A 21,743-nucleotide genomic window follows, 5' to 3' on the forward strand; every position below is an offset into this window, starting at 1 on the left:
CGAGAGTCGGGAGCGGCAGGGGACGGGCACGGCCCCAAATCCGGCGAAGCCGCCGGACTCCGCACAATCGCCGTCACGGCGCTAGGTCGAGCATCAGGACGTCCTGCCGCACCCAGCCGATGACGCGGTCCAGCCCTTCGTCGGTCTTGAGGTTCGTGAAGCAGAACGGCTTCTCGCCCCGGAATTCCTTGGAGTCCCGCTCCATGACGGCCAGGTCCGCGCCCACGTGGGGGGCGAGGTCGGTCTTGTTGATGATGAACAGATCGGACTTGATCATGCCCTGGCCGGCCTTGCGCGGGATCTTCTCACCCTGGGCCACGTCGATGATGTAGATGGAAAAGTCCACCAGTTCGGGGCTGAACGTGGCGGAGAGATTGTCGCCGCCGGATTCCACAAAGATCACCTGCAGGTCAGGGTGCCGCTGCTTCAGTTCCTCGATGGCGGCGGTATTCATGGACGTGTCTTCGCGGATGGCGGTGTGCGGGCAGCCGCCGGTTTCGACGCCGATGATCCGGTCGACAGGCAGGATCCCGTTCGCGGCGAGAATCTTGGCGTCCTCGATCGTGTAGATGTCGTTGGTGATGGCCGCCATGGAGATCTCCCGGCTCATGTGACGGGTGAGCCGCTCCACGAGCTGGGTCTTGCCGGCGCCCACCGGGCCGCCGATGCCGATCTTGACGGGCTCAGACATATTCTTCTCCAGACATATTTCGTGCGTAGCTCGGTTAACTCATGAACATGCGGGCGCGCTGGCGTTCGTGCCGCATTTGCGAAATTTCCAGCCCGGGGCTGACGGCCCCAAAGTCATCAGGCGTGAGGTGACTGACCCGCTCGATAGCGGCGGCGACGCCGTCGGCCGCCTTCCGCAGGATCCGCTGGCCGGCGTTCTGCCCCAGCGGGATCGCCCGGACGGCGTTCTGCGTCAACGACGTCACCGCGGCGAACAGGTAAGCGGCGAGGGCCTCGGGGAGCGGTACGTTCAGGGACCGTGCGACGACGGCGAACGCCAGCGGCTGGTGCCCGGCGGCACGGCCGGAACCCACCAGCTCCCGGTACTCCGCCAGCTCTGCGGACGGAAAGATCTCGGCGCCGATCTCCAGCAGACGTCCGCCCATCTTGGTACTGGCCTCGCGCAACTGCCGGGGCAACAACTGGGCGGTCAACAACGCATCCAGTTCGGCAACCGGAACGTCCTCATAGAGGAACCGGATTGCCAGGGCGTCCGAGTACGTCAGCTGCTGCGAAATGAACGCCGCCAGCCACACCCCAAAGGACTCCTCATCGTGCACCAGCCCGCGCTCCACATACGTCTCAAACCCCAGCGAGTGAGCAAACGCCCCGGTAGGCAAAGCGGAATCCGTCAACTGCTGCAACGCCAACTGGTAATGCATCACTGGATGTCCCCAACGTCGAGGTCGCAAGCCGCGGAAGAGAAAACTAGTGCGAGTGTTCGGCATGGCGGAAGGGGACAGGCATCACGCGCTCCTGGCGGTCGTAGGGCACTCCGACGTGTTTGAGATAGTCCTCCACGGTGTAGTCGTACTGGCAGACCATCACCTCCGCCCCGTACTCCGAGGACGCGTCGAAGAACTGGGCCTGCAGGTGCCGGTTGCCCAGGGAGTGGGCCACCACCCCCATCTCGTGGATGGAGCGCGGGGCGATCACCAGGACGTCGGTGGGCAACACCGACACCACGATCATGTTGGTGTCGGCCACGTGCAGGATGTCGCCGTCACGCAGGTCCCCGGAACCGGCGGGGAGGCGGATGCCGAGTTCCTTCCCGTGGTCGGTGGTGACGCGCTGGATGCGTTTGACCAGCTGGGCGCTGGGCAGCACCACCTTTTCCCGGTGGAGCCCAAAGTAGGGGTCCGGACCGGGAGGGAGGTCGTGGGTATTGCCGAGGACCTTTTCGATGATCATGGTGGTCTCCTCTGGAAGCCTAGAAAAGGAAGTAGCGCTGCGCCATGGGCAGCACGTCTGAGGGCTCGCACGTGACGTCCTCGCCGTCGACGCTCACCTGATACGTTTCCGGGTCCACCTCGATATCAGGGGTGGCGCCGTTGTACTTGAGGTCCGCCTTGGTGAGGCTGCGGATTCCGGACACCGGCCGGATGACCTTCTCCAGTCCGAGCTCCGCCGGGACCCCGGCGTCGATGGCGGCCTGGGAGAGGAAGGTGATGGAGGACTGCTGCAGCGCCTTGCCATAGGCGGCGAACATCGGCCGCATGGTGCGCGGCTGCGGGGTGGGAATGGAGGCGTTGGCGTCACCCATGAGGGCGTAGGCGATCTGGCCGCCCTTGAGCACAAGGTCCGGCTTCACCCCGAAGAACGCGGGGTCCCAGAGCACCAGGTCGGCGAACTTGCCGACCTCCACGGAGCCGATGGAGTCGGCCATGCCCTGCGCGATGGCGGGGTTGATGGTGTATTTCGCCACGTAGCGCTTGAGCCGGAAGTTGTCGCTCTCCGCGCCGAGGCCGGAAGGGGCGCCGTGGCTGCCGGCTGCGCTATCCCCTGTGTCGTCCCTCTGGGGGTCTTTGAGGACGCCGCGCTGTTTCTTCATCTTGTCCGCCACCTGCCAGGTGCGGATGATCACCTCGCCCACCCGGCCCATGGCCTGGGAGTCCGAGGACGTGATCGCGAAGATGCCCAGGTCCTGAAGGACGTCCTCGGCGGCGATGGTCTCGGCGCGGATGCGGGAGTCCGCGAATGCCACATCCTCCGGGATGTCCGGGTTCAGATGGTGGCAGACCATGAGCATGTCCAGGTGCTCTTCGATGGTGTTGCGCGTGTACGGCAGGGTCGGGTTGGTGGACGCCGGCAGGACGTTGGGCAGCCCGGCGATCTTGATGATGTCCGGGGCGTGGCCGCCGCCGGCGCCTTCGGTGTGGAAGGTGTGGATCACGCGGCCGTCGATGGCCCGGATGGTGTCCTCCACGAAGCCGCACTCGTTCAGGGTGTCGGTGTGGATGGCCACCTGGACGTCGTACTGGTCCGCTACCTGCAGCGACATGTCGATCGAGGACGTGGTGGAGCCCCAGTCCTCATGGACTTTCAGCCCGATCGCGCCGGCGCGGATCTGCTCGGCCAGGGGTTCGACGGCCGACGCGTGGCCCTTGCCGAACAGGCCGATGTTGATGGGCAGCCCTTCGGCGGCCTGCAGCATCCGCTGGATGTGCCATTTTCCGGGTGTGACCGTGGTGGCCTTGGTGCCTTCGGCGGGACCGGTGCCGCCGCCGACCATCGTGGTCACGCCGCTGCACAGGGCGGCAGGGACCTGGTCCGGGGAGATGAAGTGGATGTGCGAGTCCACCCCGCCGGCAGTCAGGATTTTCCGCTCACCCGCAATGATCTCGGTGCTCGCCCCGATCACGATGTCCACGCCGTCGGTGATCTGCGGGTTGCCGGCCTTGCCGATCCGGAAGATGTGGCCGTCCCGGAGCGCGACGTCGGCCTTGTAGATGCCGGTGTAGTCCAGCACCACGACGTTGGTGATCACAGTGTCCGGGACTCCGCCGCCGGAACCGATACTGCCGGAACCGTCACCGTCCCGGGTCACCTGGCCGTTCTGGCCCATGCCGTCGCGGATCACCTTGCCGCCGCCGAACACCACTTCCTCGCCGTACACGGTAAGGTCCTTCTCGATCTCAAGAAACAGATCCGTGTCGGCCAGGCGGATGGCGTCGCCCGTCGTCGGGCCGTAGAGGTCCGCATACTGCCTGCGGGATAGCTCGAAACTCACTGTGCGTCACCTTCCCCTTCGGAAACGTGGTGTTCGGAAATAGGGAGTCCGGTCTTGCGGAGTGTGCCGTTGACGGCGTTGCTGAGGCCGTACACTTCCCGGCTGCCCGCGAGCTCGATCAGCCGGACAGTCCTGCTGTCCCCCGGTTCGAACCGCGCGGCCGTGCCGGCCGGAATGTCCAGCCGGCGCCCGTAGGCGGCCGTCCGGTCAAACTGCAGCGCGGAGTTAGCTTCGGCAAAGTGATAATGCGAGCCCACCTGGACGGGCCGGTCTCCGGTGTTGGTCACCGCGACGTCCACCGCCTCACGGCCGGCGTTGATGACCAGCGACGCGGAACTGAGAACGTATTCTCCCGGAATCATCGAAGCTCCTAACGGATCGGGTCGTGAACTGTGACGAGCTTGGTGCCGTCCGGGAAGGTTGCTTCGATCTGGACGTCGTGGATCATTTCCGGCACGCCCTCCATCACGTCGTCGCGGCCAAGGATGGTGGTTCCGTAGCTCATGAGTTCCGGAACGGTCCGGCCGTCCCGGGCGCCCTCGATCAGTTCGTAGCTGATCACCGCGACGGCCTCGGGGAAGTTCAGCTTCAGTCCGCGTCCCTGGCGGCGGCGGGCGAGATCCGCCGCGACCACGATCATGAGCTTTTCCTGCTCACGGGGCAAGAGGTGCATGACGGTATCCCTTCAAGAACCAGCCGACTGGCGGACCGCAGAAGCCGCGGTGTGACCAGAGTAGGCCGCGGAGATTTCCTGCAGGTTTCCGGGACCCGTCAGCATCTGAGGAGCTAACCGCTGACGGCCCTATCCGGTGATCCGCCAGTGCGCCTGGAATTCGGGGTGGTCCGCATACGGCAGCGCCAGGGTGTGCAGGGACAGCGTGGTCCATTCGATGACGTCCGGCACCCATCCGGCCTCGGCGGGTTCCTGGCTGACCAACGTGGCCAGCACGGACTGGCGTGCGGATTCAATGATGCCGATGAGCTGGCGCTTGGCCTCGCACTCACGGAGCAGGCGGCGTTCATACCACTCGCCGGAGACGGCAAGCGTGGGGTCGCCGAGCAGCTTCAGGGCGGCGGCTTCGTCTTCTCTAATGCGTGCGGTCAGGAACTCGACGATGTCCACTCACCGAGCCTATGCGCGCCGGTGCCCACAGGGCTACGGCCTGGCGTTTGCCCTTTTTCCTCAGGCCGGCACACGCCGGGCTTGTTAGGGTGGGTGGATGAAACGACGTCTCGCCGCCCTTGCCGCTGCCGCCCTCTTGATCGGGCTTACCGGCTGTGGGCAAGTGCAGGATGCTACCGAAAAGGCCGTCAACGACGGGGCGTCACAGGCTGCGACGGCGGCCGGCAATGAAGTGAAGAAGCAGGCCTGCGCCATCGTGAAGAACGGCCTGGTCAGCGCCAAGGACAAGGAACTGCTGGGCGGTCTTGTCACCAGCGCGGAAGCCGCGGGTGCACCCGCTGAGATCACCACCCCGCTGCGCCAGATCGCCGACTCCGGCGACCAGGTTCCGGCCGAATCCGTCAAGGCCCTTCAGGACGCCTGCGCCAAGTAGCAGACCACGCTGGGAGCGGGTTGCGGCCCAGCGTGTGGAGTCCGGCGCTATGTGGCGGCGAACTGTGATCGCTCGAGGTCGCAGTTTCCGGCAGCAGGTGCCGTCTTGCATGGCATAGGTTTCGAGGCCACCACCGGGCGAACGGATAACTCGGACAATGACGGCTGAAACGGACTTGGCAAGGCGGGAACCTATTCGCGGGTTGGAAGTCCGGCCGTCAGAGCGTGGGCCAAAAGGGCCCGGGCCGTCCATCGCATGGAGTCGATGGCCTCTTCCCGACTGAGACCTCCAACGTCTGTCAGCCATGCCAGGGACTCGATCCCTATGGCACTTCGGATGGCAAGGGCCAGTTGATGAATGTCCTGATCCGTCATTTGTCCCTGCAGTGGCGCAAGCGCCTCAGCGATCCAAGCAATCGCCCGTCCCTGCCGGAGGGGAAGGCCACGTACTTCACCGCCTGCCTGCTCCAGCGAAAGCCGCAGCATGGTGCGCTGCTGGGCTTCGGTATCAACAATGATCCTGGTGAACTCGGCCACCACAGCGTCCAGCCGCTCTGCCGCACCCGGAGGCGGAGACTCCGGCAGCAGCGACATGCGTGCCGTTTCCGGGTGGGCGGCCGCCAGTAGCTCCCGCTGGCCGGGGAAATACCTGTAGGCAGTACTCCGCGCTATGCCCGCAGCCTGCGCCGCATCATCCACCGTCGGCGAAACGCCGGACGCGACCAAAGAGCGCGCCGCCCCGACCAAAGCGTCCAGCGTGCGGCGCTTCTGCCCGATCCGACCAACGTCCGCGTAAGCCCTTGACATGATCTTCATGATACATGAGTCTTGTTATGGGACAGGTGTCCCATAAGTCTTCCTACCACTCATCGAGGCGAGCACCATGGAGACGAATAAGACCGCATCAGCACTCGTCCTGCAACCCGGGGAAGGGGCCAGGCGCTGGTTCTTCGGTGGAGGGATACACACATGGAAGGCGACGGAAGACGAAACCGGCGGAGCGTTCCTCATGTTTGAGGACGAGATGGCTCTCGACAAGGTAACACCGATGCACACCCATCCGGACTCGGATGAAACCATGTACATCCTGGCCGGAGAGATCTTGATGAACATTGACGGAGAGGAGCACCGGGTCACTACGGGCGGGGTAACCATCGCACCACGCGGCGTCCCCCACGCGTTCAAAGTCCTTCAGGACGGGACCCGTGTTTTGTGCCTCCACACCCCCGGCAGCGCGCAGGCGTTCTACGACGGCGCCAGCGAACCCCTCGGCTCGAGCAATAAGCCGGGCGTTGTGGACTTTGAGCGCATTCGCGAATCAGGGCGGATAAACGGTGGCATCGAAATCGTCGGCCCTCCTCCGTTTCCCGAGAATCAGGACTGAGGACTCAATTCGCGTGCCGTGAGACATCCCCCACCGCGGCAGCCCGTCGTTCGCAGAACTCTCAGCCCTGCTGTTGATCCGAGAGGACTCGAATTCCTTCGAGATCCTCCGCCGGTGTAATTGAAGTTGCGAGATCCTCGGCAGCTCTCGAACGACTGCTCCGTCTGGCTATAAGGACCCGTGCGGCGGCACCTGTCAGCCCACAGGCCAGCCCCCGCGTCTAAGGATGGGGCCTGAGCCGTCGGACACTGTGCCTTGACTCATCGCGGAGCTGGTACGGAAGGTCAGGGGACAGCTCTGATTCACATCGACCTGATACCGGTTTAGGGCCGCCTCACATGGGGTGCCTGCCCCGGCAAACGAGGAGACAGAAAGTGGCCGCAAGCCGATCGTGCAGCGGGCGGTCAGGTCGGGTCAGCTGCAGAATTCGAGGCAAGGACGTCATTGCGGATTGCCCAACGCGCGATGGCTGCCGCTGCGCCAACGGTGGCCCAGGGAATCAGTAGCCAGGGCTGCCAGCCGAGGCCAAGGACGCTTCCCAGCAGCCAGAACACGAGGGTGGCGGGCACACCATAGCCTGCCGCCACCAGGAGAAGTAGCACGCCGACCCAGAGCGAGGTGGCGATGAGCCAACCCTTGATGAACGCGTAAGCATCGAGGACCACTCCGTGTGACCGAACTGTCGGCGGCTGCACCGCATCCCCTAATGCCATGGGTTTAGCCTACCGATGCGCAAAAAACTGTCCGGCCGTGTGCCGAGGGTGCGGCCGTCCGATAGGGGATCCTTCACCGGGCAGCTCAGTTGAATCGCGGACCGAAGGCTATGGCAACCAGATCATGGGCAGTTACGGTGGCTCCATGAGGGACAGGATGCTGCCGATCATATGCGGGACGACAGAGTTCAATGACGCCCCTCGACCACGACAAAACGGAAGGCTGGCGCCGTGCGAAAACTGATCTACGGCATGAATCTGACCCTGGACGGCTACATCGCCGCAGCCGGCGACGACATCGGCTGGAGCGCGCCGAGCGACGAACTGTTCCAGTGGTGGCTCGACCAGGAGCGGGCTAGCAGCCTGTCACTGTACGGCCGCAAGCTCTGGGAGACAATGAGCTCCTACTGGCCGACCGGCGACGAGCAGCCCAACGCCACCCCGGCGGAGATCGAGTTCGCGCGGAACTGGCGGGACACGCCAAAGGTGGTGTTCTCCTCGACGATCGACAACGTCGACTGGAACACCCGCCTGGTCACCGGCGACGCGATCGCCGAGATCACCCGGCTCAAGGCCGGCGACGGCGGCCCGATGAGCGTCGGCGGCGCAACGCTCGCCGGGGCGGCCATGCGGGCCGGGCTGATCGACGAATACGCGCTAGTCACCCATCCGGTCCTGGTGGGCGGCGGCACTCCGTTCTTCACCTCGCTGGACAGCTGGGTGAACCTGAACCTGGTGGAGACGCGGACGTTTCCCGGCGGCGTGGTCCTGACCAGGTACGAGACGAGGGGCTGAGCGCGATTCCTCCGCGCGGTCGGGGAAGTACATCCACCACCCGCGGTAGGCCGAATCTTGAATGGGACACCTCACCATTCCGAAAGCGGGCCCTGCTGCGAAGCTCCGGCTGGGCAGAAAACGAACACCAGCCGAGATGCCGTTAAGGCCGCGTTGTCGCATAGAGCAGCACGTCGCGCCGGGTGTTACCAATCTCCTGGTGGCTGCGGAGCAGGCCATCCCGCTGGAAACCAGACGCCTCGGAAACGCGAATTGAGTTGCTGTTCCACGGCTCGATGTACAGCTCGATCCGGTGCAGTGTGGGGACGGTCCAAGCGAACGCGGTCAGTGCCTTTACCGCGCTGCTGGCGATCCCGCGGCCCCGGTGCGCGGGGGCAACCGAGTAGCCGACCGAGCGGACTTTTCCACCCTCGGTCCGCTGGCGGGTGGTCCACCGACGGGTCGAGCTGAATGAACGGAACAACTCCCGGGTCCCTTGAGCGGAAAAGCCGACCCGCCAGCCCGCTATCTCGGTTGATCGCGAAGACGAGAACTGGATGTTTCTCTGCGCCCAACCAAGAACCACAGAACCGAGCCAAGTACCGGTACTGCAAGAACGATGAGGGCCCAAACGACAGTACCGCCAGTGGTATGAGTCCTATTGCGCGCAATGCTCACGAGCGCTGCAATGAACAAGATTGCGTTCAGGATCAGCAGGAATCCCATGATGCCCCAGGACGGCACCAGTGGATTTACTTCCGATGCAGAGAGCGCCAATATCATTTTTCCCCCAAGATGATGCGGCTACTGATGCTCAACCATATCGCCGGCCTTGGCACTATCTGGAAATACCAACAGCGCAACAGCCACGGCGCCGCGGCAGCCTTAAGCTCCTCGCCAACGTTCTGTAAGGGGCTCCTCAAGTGAGCTTGGAAGCGTCCCGTTAGCCGGTCCCTCACCGGCCAGCTCGCTACTTACATGATTTCCTTCGAGAAAGCCGTTACGCAGGCACCTTCTGATTCCCATATGCCCTGCCCGCAAAACCGCCCGGTGAAGGTGCCCCGTGGAGACACCCAGCGATCACAGAACGCCGCCAGGAGCGTCCGACTCCACAGGCCTAGCGTTTGCCCTTTTTCCGGGATCCCTTGCCGCGGCCTTTGTCCGGGTTGGGTGCGTAGCGCTGCGCCACCTTGGGCTTCTTGGCGGCTCCTGTGCCGCGCCGGTCCGGCTTGGGCTCGCGTTTGGGTTTCTCCTGCTGCGCCGAGGGCTGGCGCGAGCTCGCCGCGGTGCGTCCGCGGACAATACCGATGAATTCCTCGATGACCTCGTCCGTGGCGTCGCTCGGCCAGGCCAGGGCGATCTCCGTGCCGGGCGCACCCGTGAGCTTCCGCGCCACGGTGTCCTTGACGTTGAAGTGCCGGGCCACGGACATCGGCAGGATCACCAGCCCGGCACCGGAGGCCACCACCTGCAGGGCCATCGCGGGTCCGCCGAGCTCCTGCACATCGAGAAACGTCTCGGCAGACAGGTCCGCCAGGTCCACTTCTTCAAATAAGGAGACCTCGTGCCCCTTCGGTGCCACCACCACCGGCTGCTCCTCGTAGAGCGGGATCACGCTGAGGCCCTCGCGTTCCACCGGGAGCCGGACGAAACTCAGGTCCGCGGTGCCGTCGCGGAGCACGGACAGCTGCGCGCCGTCGTCGGACATAAAGGAGTGCAGCGGAACATCGGGCATCCGTTCCTCCCAGCGGCGGATCCATTTGCCCGGTGTCACACCGGCCACGTACGCGAAGCGCAGCTCCCGCCCGACTGCGACGGCTGGGACGACGGCGGTTTCGTCGGGGGTCTGGGATGGTTCTTCTGCTGCGGACACATGTTCACAGTACCGCCCGGGCTGGCGCGGGGGTCCGCCGCGATGGCTGCACCGTGCTGATCCGGCGCTGATCCGGTGCTGGTGGGTACTGGATTGGTGCCCGGCGGTCATCCCTCCAGATACCCTTGGACTATGACCTCTGCAAACTCCCAGTCCATGAAACCGGCCACCGTTGCCAAGAAGCTTGGCATCTACCTGCCGGCAACACCCCAGGAGTTCCAGGATTCGACCATCACCCGCGCTGATTTTGCCGATCTCCAGGCCAACCCGCCGGAGTGGCTCGCGGAACTGCGCCGCAACGGCCCGCACCCGCGCCCCGTGGTGGCGCAGAAGCTCAACGTCTCCATCGCCGGCCTGGCCCGCGGTGGTGTTGAGGAAGCGCTGACGACGGCGGAAATCACCGCACTGCTCCAGGCTCCCCCGGCCTGGCTGGTGGCCGAGCGCGCCACCCACGCCGCCGTCCGCGCCGAGGCCCAGCGGGTCAAGGACGAGGCCGCCAAGAAGGACGCCAAGAAAGCCCGCGCCAAGGCCGAATAGCGGCACGCGCTTTCTCCCGGCCCCACTTTTCATCCCGCGGACACAGGACTACGCTCGCGGAATGGGTCGGGGCCGCCGGTCCGATCCCGTCCGTATCCCAATTCACCTGCCACCGGCGGCGTATCGGGAAGGAACAAGGCCATGGCCTTCAAGATCGGATATTTTGTCGGGAGCCTCTCGAGCAATTCCATCAACCGCACTTTGTCCAGGGCGCTGATCCGGCTTGCGCCTGCGGAACTGGAGTTCACGGAGATCCCCATCAGGGATCTGCCGTTGTACAGCCCGGATTTTGATGCCGCTTTCCCACCCGTTGGGCAGGCCCTCAAAGATGCCATCTCGGCTTCCGACGGCATCCTGTTCGTCTCGCCCGAATACAACCGGTCCATCCCCGGAGCGCTCAAAAACGCCATCGACTGGGGATCCCGGCCCTGGGGCACCAACTCCTTCGCCCGCAAGCCCACCGGGATCATCGGCGCCTCCCCCGGCGGCATTGGGACGGCCGTGATGCAGTCCTCGTTCCGCAGCGTTCTGAGCTTCCTCGACGCGCCGCAGCTGAATGCGCCGGAGGCCTACATCCGCTTCGTCCCGGAGGCGTACGGCAAGGACGGCGAGGTCAAGGACGAGGCTACGGCCGGGTTGCTTCGCCACTACATGGAGGAGTATGCCTCCTTCGTGGCGCGGGTCCTGGCCGCCAACGCGCCGGGCCATATCGGCGACGAGCACCCGGACAAGGACAAGACAAGCCGTTAGGCAGTGTCAGGGCGCGGTGGTCCGGCATCTAGTCCTGGTGCAGCTGCACGAAATTCCCGCAGCCGTCATCCAACACCACACTGGTCCCGCCGGGCCCCTCGGACGGTTCCCCCTGGAACATCACGCCCTTGGCCGCCAGACGGTCGTATTCGGCGCGCACGTCCGGCACGCCAAAGACGATCGCGGGAATCCCGGCGTCGTGCAGACCGTTCATGTAGGCCGCTCCGATCGGGTTGTCACTGGGTTCCAGCAGCAGTCCGGCGCCCCCGGCACCATCCGGGTCCTTGATGATGAAGAGGTTGTGCTCCGGCATTGCCATCAGCGTTTCGAAGCCCAGCGTGCCGGTGTAGAACTCATGGGCCGAGGCTGGATCCTTGACGTGGATACTGCACATTTTCAGTCGCATGGCCCCTAGGCTACGCCGGGAGGCTCGGTGTAGGAACCGTGACGCGGCCTTCGCACCGGGGCCTGGCGCCTGGGTTTGCGTCCGCGCTGGCGCCGGGCGTTGCCCCGGCCCGGCAGGCATTGACGGCCCCGCCGCCAGGGATTCCAATGGAACTAGCGGAACAGCGCCCGCCCGGGACCGTTCCGGGGAGGTGTGCAATGACGCTTTCACTATCCGGCGCCCTCGCGGCCTGGCAGTTCCTGGCCCTCGCAATTTTGGTTGCCGGGGCAGCGTTCGCCTCGGTCTATTTTGCCCGCAAGCATCTGGCGGTCGACGACGGGCCTTCCGAAGGCGCGGACGGCGCGTTTTGGGACGCATTCGCCGGACTCGCCGTCATTGTGCCCGCCATCGTCCTGGCCTCCTCCACATGGCCCTGGGCCGGCCTGGCGCTCGGGATGTTGGCCGCGGGGGCTGCCCTGGCGGCCGTGGCTGCGGCACCCCGGCTGCTCCGCCGGCGTGAAGCCCGCCGGGCCAGCCGGGAAACCCTGCTCTTGAACGAGGCGGCCGCCGCACGGCACCGGAGCGCCCTCGCCCGGTGGCAGCGGTACGAACTGGACCCGGGGTTCTCGATCGACTATCCCGCGATGAGCGATACCCGGCAACCGGAAACCGCGGCACTGATTCGGGCGATCAAGGCCGCCGAGGGCCTCGGCGGCCGTACGGACCGCGCCTGCACCGATGCCGCCTACGCCCCGGCCGTGGAACGGCTGGAACATGCCCTGGCTGCCGCCGAGCGCGCGGCCGGCGTCGGCGCCGCCGGGCCGCGTGGCCCGGACCGCGCGCACGGCTGATTCCCCGGAATTGCCGATCCGGCAGTTCGCGGCCACCTTGGAAAGGTTCCATCATGACTGACATTACGATCATCGGCAGCGGCAACATGGCACGGGCGATCGGGGCCCGGGCTGTCGCCGCCGGGCGCTCCGTCCAGATCCTGGACCGGACGCCGGAGAATGCCGCCAAGCTCGCTGCTGAACTTGGCGGCACCACCGGCTCCGGCGGCCTGAGTGAGGTTCCCGAGGGCGACATCGTCGTCCTCGCGCTGTACTTCGGCCCGGCCAAGGAAGTTGCCACGCATTTCGGCGACACGCTCAGCGGCAAGACGGTGGTGGACATCAGCAATCCGATTGACACCGAAACCTTCGACTCGCTGGTGGTCGCCCCGGGGACGTCGGCGGCGGAGGAAATCGCCGCACTTCTCCCGGGCGCACGGGTGGTGAAAGCCTTCAACACCACCTTCGCCGGCCCGCTCGGGTCCGGGGAAGCCGGTGGCCAGCCGATGGATGTCTTCATCGCCTCGGACTCCGAAGAGGCCCGCAACGAGGTTGCGGTCTTCGCCGAAGCCGCCGGGCTGCGTCCGCTCCAGGTGGGCGGACTGCGCCACGCCCGTGAACTCGAGGGCTTCATGCTGCTGGTCATGGCGCTGCAGGTTAGCCCCGCGTATCCAACCTTTAACTGGGGCACCGGCCTGAAAATTACCGACTAGGAGCAGTCCGGTCCCGACCGGCCGTCATCGGCCCTGAGCGGTGATATCTAGCGGCAATATCGACCGGTGATGCCGGGCGGTGGCCCGGTTCAGCGCTACAGCTCGACCGTTCCGCTGTCGCCGACGCTCATCCGGCTGTTGGTCACCTTGGACTTGATCCACTGCAGCACGGTGGCCGCCGTGCCTCCCGGGCTGGTCCAGTACTCAGCGGAGTCCGAGTCGACGTGGAGCAGGACCACCTCAGGGGTGTCCGGCCCGTCCGGGAACCATGCCTCCACCACCTGATTCCACATGTCGTGGATCAGTTGCCGGTCAGTGACCACTTCAGCGGTCCCGGCCACCGAAACCCATTCGGTGCGCTTGCCGAAGGAGACGTTCACCGCCGGGTTGGCTTGGATGTGGGCCACCTGAGAGGTGGTCGCCGACGTGAAAAACCACATGTCGCCGTCGTCCTTGACCTCCTGGACGGCCAGCGGCCGGCTGACGAGCGCGCCTGCTTCGTTGATGGTGGTGAACATTCCGATGTGCGAATCGTTGATGATGTCCGTGACCTTGCTGATGCTTTCGGCATCCGACATGCTCTCACCTCGTTCTGGTTCCAACGGAGGAAGGTCCCCCTCCGGACAGCCTATTGGTAAGTGTGCTTACTTTCCAATGGCTGCCGGCCGGAGACCTTCCCGGGATCTTCCCTGAACCGGCAGTGGGCTCAGTGCCCGCGGGTCAGGACCTGGCCCCTGAAGAACTCGGGGCGGAGCTTGGCCATGACCAGCATGAGCACCACGCCCACCAGGATGACGCCCATGCCCAGGATGAAGACCAGCCCCACACCGCCGATCGACGACCCTGATCCGTACGCGGGATCCATGGAGTCGTAGGCGGTCTTGACGAACATGACCAGCAGGATGACGCCGCCCAGGAGTGGCGCGAGGAACTTGAAGAAGAAGGCCCTCGCTCCGCTGAACGCCTCGGCGCGGAAGAACCAGACACAGGCCAACGCGGTGATGCCGTAGTAGAAGCAGATCATCATGCCCAGGGCCGTGATGGTGTCCCACAGTGCGTTTTCCGACGTGGTCCGGGTGATGACATAGAACGCGGCGGCCGCGACGGCCGAGGCGATCGTGGCATAGCTCGGCGACTTGTATGTGGGGCTGATCTTGCCGAACTTCTGCGGCAGCGCCCGGTAATGGCCCATGGACAGCAGGGTGCGCGCCGGCGAGACAAATGTGGACTGCAGGGACGCGGCGGAACTGCTCAGGATGGCCAGGGACATCAGGATGGCGAACGGGCCCATCACCGGTCCCGCCAGGACGGCGAAGATACTGCCCTGGTTCTCCGGATTTCCGGCGCCCAGCCCCGTGTCGCCGACGCCGGCGTAGCTCAGCGTGGCCAGTGCAACCGTCATGTAGATGATCACTATGACCAGCACGGTGATCGTGGCGGCACGTCCCGGCGTTTTCTCCGGGTTCTTGGTCTCCTCGTTCATGGTCAGCGTGACGTCCCAGCCCCAGTAGATGAAGATGGACAGCGAAACGCCGGCGGCGAAGGCGGAGAAGGATCCCACGGCGAACGGGTTAAACCAGTCCGGGGAGATGGCCGTGGCGTCAAAGGCGGTTCCGTTGGCGACGTGGCTGAACGCTGAGATCGAGAACCAGGCGAGGACCAGCAACTGAAATCCCACGAGAACGTACTGGACGGTCTTGGTGGTTTCCATGCCGCGGTAGGAGATCCAGCACGCGAGGGCGATAAACACCAGGGTGGTCGCGATATTCAGCGGCAGGTTGGTGGTGAGGTCGGCGAGTTCGGGATTGCCGAAGATCTGCGCCAGCATGAGGTAGAAGAAGTCCACCGCGACGGCGGCCAGGTTCGAGAGCACGATGATGGTGGCGGCGATGAGTCCCCAGCCGCCCATCCAGCCAATCCAGGGTCCGAACGCCCGCGAGGCCCAGGTGAAGGAGGTCCCGGCGTCGGGCATGGCGTTGTTCAGCTCCCGGTAGCCGAAGGCCACCAGCAGCATGGGGACAAAGCCCACCAGGAAGATCGCCGGCAGTTGCACGCCGACCTCGGCCACGGTGGGACCCAGGGCGGCCGTGAGGGTGTATGCCGGGGCGATACAGGAAATGCCGATGACGACGGCGCCAATGAGCCCCACCGATCCGGCTTTCAGGCCCTTTTCACTCAGTCCGTGCTGCTGTTCGGTGTGGGATCCGGCGTGCTGTCCTGTGTGCTGTCCTGTCTGCGACGGCTTGGACATCGCATGGTCTGCGCTCATTGTTGTGCCTCTCGGGGGGTGTCACTCGACGCTGAATGATTGAGGTGCTTGAGTTCATAGTCGCTGGGGACCACGATCATCGGCACCGGCAGGGCGCGCAGAATGCGGCCCGCTGTGCTGCCGAGGAAGATGGACCGCCCCTTGGCAAGCCGGCTGGATCCGATCAACAGAACCTCGCCGTCTTCCCAGTCCAGGCGGTCCACGGCTTCCTCGATGCTGCGCCCGTGGGCGACGACGATTTCCGTCTTCGCCTCTACCTGGGCTTCCGTCTTGGCCTCCCCCGGGACGTCCGCTTTCGCATCCCCCGGGACGGCCGGCCCGCCGGCAGCCAGTGCGTCGGCAAAGCACTTGGCCGCATACTCCCGGGCTGCGTCGGCTGAATCGGCCGCATCGCCGTCGAGGGCCAGAAGCGACACCACCCGCAGCGGCACGTCCCGGTTCGCCGCCATGCCTAGGGCGAATTCGAGCAGCTTCTCCGCGCCGGCCCGGGTTCCGAGCCCGCAGCTGATCCGGGTCAAGGCCTCCTGGCGGTGGTAGCCGTGCGGTGCCAGGGCCACCGGGACGGTCGAGGCGTGGAGCAGTGCACTGGCCACCGACCCGATCGTGAACCGTTTGAAGAGCCCGGTGCTGGTGGCCCCGATGATGAGCATGTCCGCGCCCAGTTCCTCGGCCGCCTCGATCAGTGCGTGCGCGTCGGAATCATGGCTGCGGATGTGGGCCTGCGCCGGGATACTGGATGGAACCAGCGCCAGGGCCTGGTCGAGCCACTCCTGGGCCTGCTCGGTGAGCAGATTTTCAAAGCCCGCCTTCGGTGCGAGGGCGTGCCCGGACTGCTGCACTTCGGGCACCACCAGCACAAGGTCCAGGCTCGCCCCCCGCCCGAGCGCCAGGGAGACGGCCAGATTGACCGCATCATGGCCCCTGGCATTGGCTGAATACCCCACTACGTAACGCATCTGGCCGCTCTCCTAACTGAACTGGACTGCATTCAACGGAATTGTTGGGATTTTTTAAGAGGCGACGGACGCACGGTCCGCAGCAGCGACGATCCGGGCTGCCGTGAGCTGCCCCATCCGGACGGCGCCGTCAACATGCTGGTAGCCCTCGGCCGCAAGATCCGAGCAGGACCAGTAGATCGGCCCCACCGGCGTCAGCTGGTCCTTGCCGTAGCGGTGCAGTCCGCCCAGGTCGTAGCTGGCGGCGTAAGCCCCCCGGGTCCATTCCTCCGAACCCCAGTCGGACTCGTAGTAGACCTCGGGTTCCAGGGCCTTTTCGCCGAGGAAGGACGCAATCGACTCGAGGATGGCGCGGCGGCGGTCCTCCGCGCTGAGCTCGAACATGGCGTCGGCCTTCTCATCCGAGACAAAGCCCACCAGCGTGCCGCGCGGGTCCTCGTGGTTGGTGTTGTCGTAGACCTCCTGCACAATGGCGCCGGCGCCGAAGGCGGTTCCGGACAGGCCGTCTTCGCGCCAGAACGGGCTGCTGTAGACGGCATGGACCTTAATGACCAGGCCAAGTGACTGGTGCTGGTGCATCTGGTGCTGGCGGCGGGGCAACGGCGGGTTGAAGGACACCCGGGTGTAGAGGTTCGGCGGCACGGCCATGATGACGAAACGTGCGTTCACCGTGGCCCGGTCGGAGACAGCAGTGACACGGTAGCCACCGCTCGCGTCATCGGCCCAGTTAATGGTGCGGACCGGGCTGCCGAGGACGACGTCGTCGCCCAGTTCCGCGGCCTGCAGCAGCGAAACCTGCTGCATCCCACCGACAACCCGCTTGTCCAGGATGAAGTCCTCATCCGTGAGGTTGGTGAAGGACCCCGCCGAGGCAGCCATGAGGACGGCCTGCAGGGCGGAGAAGGCGTGGGCCGGTTTGGTCAGCATGCCGCCGGCGATGAACAGGCCGATGTTGTTGCAGGCTTCCTCATCTGTTGAGTTCTGCCGCAGCCAATGGTGGAAGGAAACGGTGTCCAGCTCGCGGGCCTTGGGGTGGGCCCACGGCTCCTCGGGAGCCATCTCCGCGGCCAGGGAGTCCAGCAGTGCCGTGAGCTTGTCCATTTCGACGGCGGTGGTTTCGCTGACCGGGAAGGAGTCACCGGTGTACAGGGTGCGCTTGCCGTCCGCGCCAATGTAGACGGATTCGCCGTCGCGGTAGCGGGAATAGGTCTGCAGTCCGAGCTCATCCAGGAGCCCCAGGAGCCCGGTCTGGTCCGGCGAGACCCACTGGCCGCCGATCTCGAGCATGGCCCCGTCAACCGTGTCGGTCCAGGTCCGGCCGCCCACGCGGTCCCGCGCCTCGAGCACCGCCACACTGAGTCCGGCCTTTTTCAGCTCGCGGGCGGCGGTCAAGCCTGACGGGCCGGCTCCTACGATGACGACGTCGCGGTCAAGTTCCAGCATGATGTTCCTCCCCGTGGCCGCTAGAGTGATGCGGACCACAAAATGAATGGCGTTCATTTAGATGATAGACCTTCCACACGCTTCGGGGAAGACCCTCCGCCTAATGAATTTCGCCCGTAAAGTAGGGGCAGAACGGGCTCACCCCGAACCCGCCAGCCAAACTGAGAAGCCAAGCAGAGAAGAAAGGGCCGGAATGACGGCAGCAACCAGCGCCCCCGCCGATCCGCACGGCCCCGCCGCCGGGCCCCGCCGCCGCGCGGGACGGCCCGCCGCGGCCGTGCTGGACCAGCACGGCATCACCGTGGCGGCCCTGCAGCTGATTGGCAAGAGCGGCTACGACGGGTTCACCATGGCTGCCCTGGCGCGGACCCTCAACGTGGCTCCCTCGGCGCTGTACAACCATGTCTCGTCCAAACGGGACGTGCTGGTCCTCGTCCAGGACCACTTGACCTCGTTCGTGGACGTCACCGCCTTCGAGGCCGGGGACTGGGAACAGGCCGTGAGGGATTGGGCCTGGAGCTACCGCGACGTATTTTCCAAGCACACCCCGCTGATTCCCGTCATTGCCGTGCTGCCCGTGACCGATGCGCCCAAGACACTGGCCATGTATGAGGCCGTCAGTGCCGGTTTCAGCCGCGCAGGCTTTCCGCAGGAGCGCATTGTCCCGGCCATTGTCGCGATCGAATCGTTCATTTTTGGCTCCGCCTACGACGTCACGGCACCCGCGGACATCTTCGATTCCGGCACCATGGCCGCGTCGACACCGCATTTCACCGCCGCCGTCCAGCGCCTGGCCGAGGAAGGCCATGAGAAACCGGCCGACGTCGCTTTCCGGCTGGGACTTGAGGCACTTCTCGCCGGGCTCGGGGCGCTGCGGGCAGCCTAGCGGTCTTGCCGCGTGGTCCGCTGCTGCGGAGTTTCCCCACTTTTGACGGACCGGCGCCGCCCCACACCGGCGGGTCGGCGCAACACGCCAGAGGAAGCCTTCGAATGTGGGGAAACCGGAAAACCCCGACGCCGGCTGCCGCCGCGCGGGTTAAACAAAAGAACCCCGGTCCAAGACCGGGGTTCTTTCGATTGCGTGCGCGAGGGGGGATTTGAACCCCCACGCCCTTTCGGACACTGGCACCTGAAGCCAGCGCGTCTGCCGTTCCGCCACTCGCGCGCAACTTCTTCCACTCGGATAGGGCCGGTTTCCCGGACCGCCAACCTCGTAAAAGCAGCGAGATCAAGCATAACGGACAATTGCCGGAAAACACCAATCGAGCCCCAGGGCCCCCTGATTGGGGTCGTTTTCCGGCCACGTTTGCCCCGCCGCCGGGCGTCACGCGGGGACCCGCCGCGGCGGTCCCGGCGGCGGTGTCCGCGCACGTCAGGGCGCGGCGGGCACTCATTTTGACGTCGCCCCGGCGGCGTCCGTTGAGGCCATTCCCAGACACGCCCAGTAGTATCTGATGTAGGAGTGTCCGCTGAGCGCGGGCTCGCAAAAGTTGGAAACCGAGTTCCGGAACGAACGCTGCCCCGCAGCCACCAGGAAAGGAGAAGGACCATGGGATTGCTGGACAAAGTCGAGCGCGGCATCGAAAAGGCCGTCCGCGGAGTCTTCTCCACCGGGTCCCGCGCCCAGGTTGAGCCTGTCGAGATCGCGAGCCGCCTCCGCACCGAGGTGGACAACAAGGCCATCACGATCGCCGCGGGACGCACCCTGGCCCCTAACGTTTTTGACGTACTCCTCAGCAGCGATGACTTCCGGCGCGCCCAGGAATGGGGCACACCGCTCGCGGAGGAGCTGTGCGACGTAGTCATCAACCATGTCCGCAGCCAGGGCTACACCCTCCAGGGCCCGGTCCGGATCAGTTTCCGCCGCGATGAGGAGCACCGCGCCGGGAATTTCGACATCACCTCGCGGACCGAAAAAGCCTCCGCCCCTTCCGTCCCGGCTCAGCCGGGCATTCACGGCAACGTACCCGCGGCTCCGACACGCCAGCCTGCACAGCTTCAGCCTGTACTGGACATCGACGGCCAGCGCTATTCGCTGAACGCGCCCTCAATCGTCCTCGGACGGTCCTCCGAAGCAGACATCCTTATTGACGACACCGGCGTTTCGCGCCGCCACCTGGAAATCCGGACTGGGCCTGGTACGGCTCAGGCGATCGATCTCGGCTCCACGAACGGCAGCTACGTCAACGGCCAAAAGATCGTGGGCAGTTCGGATCTTGCTGACGGCGCCACGATCATGATGGGACGAACCAAAATCATCTTCCGCCTACTGCCCGCCCACCCAGGCGGCCGCGCATGAGCGAATTGACCATCACGGCCCTGCGTTTCGGGTTCCTCATCCTCCTGTGGGTGCTGATCTTCAGCATTGTCTCGGCCATGCGCCGCGATCTGATGATCGGCCGCAAGGCCGCCGCCGGCGCCCCCACGGCACGCCAGGTGCGCAAGAATCCTTCCCTTGCCGAACCGCCGCCGGCCCCCGTCAAACAGCAGGCCCGCCAGCTGATCGTGACCGAGGGACCGTTGAAGGGCACCACCATCGCCCTCGCGGCGAGCCCCATCCTCCTGGGCCGGGCACAGGAAGCCACCCTGGTCCTGGAGGACGACTACGCCTCGGGCCGCCATGCCCGCCTGTTCCCACAGGGCAGCCGCTGGTTCATCGAGGACCTCGGCTCCACTAATGGCACGTATCTGGCAGACCAGCAGCTGACCCGGGCACTCCCGGTGGAGCTGGGCGTCCCCGTGAGAATCGGCAAGACGGTCATCGAATTGAGGCCGTAGCCGTGGCTGCCCCGGAATTTCCCGCAGACAGGGCCGAAGGCAAGACAACTGCCCCGAAGCGGCCGCTCATCATGCGCTACGCCGCGCGGTCAGACGTCGGCCGCATCCGCGCCAAGAATGACGACTCCGCCTACGTCGGCCGGCACCTCGCCGTCGTTGCCGACGGCATGGGTGGCCATGCCGGCGGCGATGTTGCCTCCGCCGCGACCGTCCTGGACATGATCCACCTGGACCATGACGACTACGACGGCGACGCCGGCACCGTCCTCGCCGACGAAATCCAGACAGCCAACTCCCTGCTGTCCGAACTGGTCCACATGAATCCCAAGCTCGCCGGGATGGGCACCACGGTCACGGCCCTGCTCCTCGCCGAAGGAAAGCTCCACTTCGCCCACATCGGTGACTCCCGGGCCTACCGGCTGCGCGACGGCGAGTTCGAACAGGTCAGCGTCGACCACACCTTTGTGCAGCGGCTCATCGATGAGGGCAGGCTCCGCCCCGAAGAGGCCGAAACGCATCCGCACAAGAACGTCCTCATGCGCGTGCTGGGGGACGTCGATGCCAGCCCGGAGCTGGATCTTGACACACTGGCTGTCCAGGCCGGGGAACGATGGCTGCTCTGCTCGGACGGCCTGAACTATGTGGCCGGCCACGTCGTGGAGCGCACCGTCCGGGAGACGAAGGACCTGGGCGAATGCGCCGAACTGCTGGTTGAACTCACGCTGGAGGCCGGCGCCCCGGACAACGTGACCGTGGTGGTACTCGACATTGCCGAGCCGACCCGTGATGACGTCCGGACCGCCGCCGTCGACGTCGTGCCCGCGCCCGCAGCGGCCGCCGGGACGTCAGCGTCCGCGGCCCCGGCCGGAACCCTGGCCGGGCCCCTGGCCGGCAGCACCGTTGGTGCCGCCAAAACCCCCGGCGGGTCCGTAAAGAAGGACACCTCCGCCCAGGACACCGGGTCCGCCGCGTTGGCCGCCGCGGCAGGAGCCTCGGCGCCGCCGGCCGACCCGGCCCCAGGGTCCCCGGCGGACGGCACGCCGC

Annotated in this window: 28 protein-coding genes and 1 tRNA gene; 11 read left to right on the top strand and 18 right to left on the bottom strand. The window is 65.6% G+C overall.

Annotated features, from left to right (window positions below):
* Window positions 1-73: 73 nt before the first annotated feature.
* From ureG to AC1DZV_RS19100, 7 genes are all read right to left on the bottom strand, one after another.
* The gene (ureG, locus tag AC1DZV_RS19070; protein WP_476954366.1) at window positions 74-691 is read right to left on the bottom strand and encodes an urease accessory protein UreG; all 618 of its coding nucleotides are present in this window, start codon (window positions 689-691) and stop codon (window positions 74-76) included.
* 34 nt (window positions 692-725) lie between these two features.
* Window positions 726-1,391 carry an urease accessory protein UreF gene (locus AC1DZV_RS19075; protein WP_476954367.1) on the bottom strand — a complete coding sequence of 222 codons (666 nt, stop codon included), beginning with the start codon at window positions 1,389-1,391 and terminating at the stop codon, window positions 726-728.
* Window positions 1,392-1,437: 46 nt separating this feature from the next.
* Complete coding sequence (gene ureE, locus AC1DZV_RS19080) at window positions 1,438-1,920, bottom strand: urease accessory protein UreE (protein ID WP_476954368.1); 483 nt, start codon at window positions 1,918-1,920, stop codon at window positions 1,438-1,440.
* Window positions 1,921-1,939: 19 nt separating this feature from the next.
* Window positions 1,940-3,739: an urease subunit alpha gene (ureC, locus tag AC1DZV_RS19085; protein WP_476954369.1), complete on the bottom strand. Its 1,800-nt coding sequence runs from the start codon at window positions 3,737-3,739 to the stop codon at window positions 1,940-1,942.
* On the bottom strand, window positions 3,736-4,101 hold the full coding sequence (locus AC1DZV_RS19090) for an urease subunit beta (protein ID WP_476954370.1): 366 nt from the start codon (window positions 4,099-4,101) through the stop codon (window positions 3,736-3,738). Before AC1DZV_RS19090 ends, ureC begins: the two co-directional genes overlap by 4 nt.
* 8 nt (window positions 4,102-4,109) lie before the next feature.
* A complete protein-coding gene (locus tag AC1DZV_RS19095) occupies window positions 4,110-4,412 on the bottom strand; it encodes an urease subunit gamma (RefSeq protein WP_028278210.1) in 303 nt (100 codons plus the stop codon).
* Between the two features lie 129 nt (window positions 4,413-4,541).
* Window positions 4,542-4,862 carry a DUF6221 family protein gene (locus AC1DZV_RS19100; RefSeq protein ID WP_476954371.1) on the bottom strand — a complete coding sequence of 107 codons (321 nt, stop codon included), beginning with the start codon at window positions 4,860-4,862 and terminating at the stop codon, window positions 4,542-4,544.
* Window positions 4,863-4,959: 97 nt separating this feature from the next.
* Here AC1DZV_RS19100 and AC1DZV_RS19105 point away from each other — a divergent pair, with 97 nt between their 5' ends.
* Window positions 4,960-5,295 (top strand): hypothetical protein, encoded by a 336-nt coding sequence (locus AC1DZV_RS19105; RefSeq protein ID WP_476950957.1) that lies wholly within the window; start codon window positions 4,960-4,962, stop codon window positions 5,293-5,295.
* Between the two features lie 191 nt (window positions 5,296-5,486).
* Here AC1DZV_RS19105 and AC1DZV_RS19110 read toward each other — a convergent pair whose 3' ends face one another.
* Window positions 5,487-6,110 (bottom strand): TetR/AcrR family transcriptional regulator, encoded by a 624-nt coding sequence (locus AC1DZV_RS19110; protein ID WP_459383499.1) that lies wholly within the window; start codon window positions 6,108-6,110, stop codon window positions 5,487-5,489.
* A gap of 67 nt (window positions 6,111-6,177) precedes the next feature.
* Between AC1DZV_RS19110 and AC1DZV_RS19115 the strand changes: the two genes are divergently transcribed.
* Window positions 6,178-6,678, top strand: coding sequence for a cupin domain-containing protein (locus AC1DZV_RS19115; RefSeq protein ID WP_028278214.1), 501 nt, complete (start codon window positions 6,178-6,180; stop codon window positions 6,676-6,678).
* A 404-nt stretch (window positions 6,679-7,082) separates the two neighbouring features.
* On the opposite strand, the gene AC1DZV_RS19120 is transcribed toward AC1DZV_RS19115, so the two are convergent.
* Window positions 7,083-7,391, bottom strand: coding sequence for a hypothetical protein (locus AC1DZV_RS19120; RefSeq protein ID WP_476950956.1), 309 nt, complete (start codon window positions 7,389-7,391; stop codon window positions 7,083-7,085).
* 231 nt (window positions 7,392-7,622) lie between these two features.
* Between AC1DZV_RS19120 and AC1DZV_RS19125 the strand changes: the two genes are divergently transcribed.
* A complete protein-coding gene (locus AC1DZV_RS19125) occupies window positions 7,623-8,186 on the top strand; it encodes a dihydrofolate reductase family protein (protein ID WP_476954372.1) in 564 nt (187 codons plus the stop codon).
* A gap of 142 nt (window positions 8,187-8,328) precedes the next feature.
* Here the strand turns inward: AC1DZV_RS19125 and AC1DZV_RS19130 are convergent, their stop codons facing one another.
* The 3 genes from AC1DZV_RS19130 to AC1DZV_RS19140 all read right to left on the bottom strand — a co-directional run bounded on the left by AC1DZV_RS19130 (window position 8,329) and on the right by AC1DZV_RS19140 (window position 10,038).
* A complete protein-coding gene (locus tag AC1DZV_RS19130; RefSeq protein ID WP_476954373.1) occupies window positions 8,329-8,649 on the bottom strand; it encodes a GNAT family N-acetyltransferase in 321 nt (106 codons plus the stop codon).
* 41 nt (window positions 8,650-8,690) lie between these two features.
* Entirely contained in the window at window positions 8,691-8,948 is a 258-nt protein-coding gene (locus AC1DZV_RS19135) for a PLDc N-terminal domain-containing protein (protein WP_476954374.1), read from the bottom strand.
* A 334-nt stretch (window positions 8,949-9,282) separates the two neighbouring features.
* On the bottom strand, window positions 9,283-10,038 hold the full coding sequence (locus AC1DZV_RS19140) for a LysR family substrate-binding domain-containing protein (protein ID WP_374208301.1): 756 nt from the start codon (window positions 10,036-10,038) through the stop codon (window positions 9,283-9,285).
* A gap of 132 nt (window positions 10,039-10,170) precedes the next feature.
* Between AC1DZV_RS19140 and AC1DZV_RS19145 the strand changes: the two genes are divergently transcribed.
* Window positions 10,171-10,575, top strand: coding sequence for a DUF5997 family protein (locus tag AC1DZV_RS19145; protein WP_018775636.1), 405 nt, complete (start codon window positions 10,171-10,173; stop codon window positions 10,573-10,575).
* A gap of 141 nt (window positions 10,576-10,716) precedes the next feature.
* The gene (locus AC1DZV_RS19150; RefSeq protein WP_476950953.1) at window positions 10,717-11,325 is read left to right on the top strand and encodes an NADPH-dependent FMN reductase; all 609 of its coding nucleotides are present in this window, start codon (window positions 10,717-10,719) and stop codon (window positions 11,323-11,325) included.
* A gap of 28 nt (window positions 11,326-11,353) precedes the next feature.
* Here AC1DZV_RS19150 and AC1DZV_RS19155 read toward each other — a convergent pair whose 3' ends face one another.
* On the bottom strand, window positions 11,354-11,731 hold the full coding sequence (locus tag AC1DZV_RS19155) for a VOC family protein (protein ID WP_223914848.1): 378 nt from the start codon (window positions 11,729-11,731) through the stop codon (window positions 11,354-11,356).
* Window positions 11,732-11,928: 197 nt separating this feature from the next.
* Here AC1DZV_RS19155 and AC1DZV_RS19160 point away from each other — a divergent pair, with 197 nt between their 5' ends.
* Together AC1DZV_RS19160 and AC1DZV_RS19165 are read left to right on the top strand one after the other, a co-directional pair.
* On the top strand, window positions 11,929-12,561 hold the full coding sequence (locus AC1DZV_RS19160) for a hypothetical protein (protein WP_476950952.1): 633 nt from the start codon (window positions 11,929-11,931) through the stop codon (window positions 12,559-12,561).
* A gap of 53 nt (window positions 12,562-12,614) precedes the next feature.
* On the top strand, window positions 12,615-13,253 hold the full coding sequence (locus tag AC1DZV_RS19165) for an NADPH-dependent F420 reductase (protein ID WP_476950951.1): 639 nt from the start codon (window positions 12,615-12,617) through the stop codon (window positions 13,251-13,253).
* A 95-nt stretch (window positions 13,254-13,348) separates the two neighbouring features.
* Here AC1DZV_RS19165 and AC1DZV_RS19170 read toward each other — a convergent pair whose 3' ends face one another.
* The 4 genes from AC1DZV_RS19170 to AC1DZV_RS19185 all read right to left on the bottom strand — a co-directional run bounded on the left by AC1DZV_RS19170 (window position 13,349) and on the right by AC1DZV_RS19185 (window position 17,921).
* Window positions 13,349-13,831: a pyridoxamine 5'-phosphate oxidase family protein gene (locus AC1DZV_RS19170; protein ID WP_476954375.1), complete on the bottom strand. Its 483-nt coding sequence runs from the start codon at window positions 13,829-13,831 to the stop codon at window positions 13,349-13,351.
* A gap of 128 nt (window positions 13,832-13,959) precedes the next feature.
* Entirely contained in the window at window positions 13,960-15,522 is a 1,563-nt protein-coding gene (locus tag AC1DZV_RS19175; protein ID WP_476954376.1) for an APC family permease, read from the bottom strand.
* Window positions 15,519-16,478: a universal stress protein gene (locus tag AC1DZV_RS19180; RefSeq protein WP_476954377.1), complete on the bottom strand. Its 960-nt coding sequence runs from the start codon at window positions 16,476-16,478 to the stop codon at window positions 15,519-15,521. The genes AC1DZV_RS19175 and AC1DZV_RS19180 overlap by 4 nt, the downstream gene beginning before the upstream one ends.
* Window positions 16,479-16,532: 54 nt before the next feature.
* The gene (locus AC1DZV_RS19185; protein WP_476954379.1) at window positions 16,533-17,921 is read right to left on the bottom strand and encodes a flavin monoamine oxidase family protein; all 1,389 of its coding nucleotides are present in this window, start codon (window positions 17,919-17,921) and stop codon (window positions 16,533-16,535) included.
* 193 nt (window positions 17,922-18,114) lie between these two features.
* Here AC1DZV_RS19185 and AC1DZV_RS19190 point away from each other — a divergent pair, with 193 nt between their 5' ends.
* Window positions 18,115-18,807 carry a TetR/AcrR family transcriptional regulator gene (locus AC1DZV_RS19190; protein ID WP_476950948.1) on the top strand — a complete coding sequence of 231 codons (693 nt, stop codon included), beginning with the start codon at window positions 18,115-18,117 and terminating at the stop codon, window positions 18,805-18,807.
* Between the two features lie 196 nt (window positions 18,808-19,003).
* Here the strand turns inward: AC1DZV_RS19190 and AC1DZV_RS19195 are convergent.
* A tRNA-Leu gene (locus AC1DZV_RS19195) sits at window positions 19,004-19,086 on the bottom strand.
* Between the two features lie 384 nt (window positions 19,087-19,470).
* Between AC1DZV_RS19195 and AC1DZV_RS19200 the strand changes: the two genes are divergently transcribed.
* The 3 genes from AC1DZV_RS19200 to AC1DZV_RS19210 form a co-directional block, all read left to right on the top strand.
* Window positions 19,471-20,220 (top strand): FhaA domain-containing protein, encoded by a 750-nt coding sequence (locus AC1DZV_RS19200; RefSeq protein ID WP_476950947.1) that lies wholly within the window; start codon window positions 19,471-19,473, stop codon window positions 20,218-20,220.
* Window positions 20,217-20,699, top strand: a complete 483-nt coding sequence (locus AC1DZV_RS19205; protein ID WP_018775647.1) for an FHA domain-containing protein FhaB/FipA — start codon at window positions 20,217-20,219, stop codon at window positions 20,697-20,699. Before AC1DZV_RS19200 ends, AC1DZV_RS19205 begins: the two co-directional genes overlap by 4 nt.
* A gap of 2 nt (window positions 20,700-20,701) precedes the next feature.
* Window positions 20,702-21,743, top strand: a 1,042-nt coding sequence (locus AC1DZV_RS19210; protein ID WP_476954378.1) for a PP2C family protein-serine/threonine phosphatase, incomplete at its 3' end; no start/stop codon positions are given.

The sequence above is a fragment of the Arthrobacter sp. P1_D12 genome (assembly GCF_056406175.1).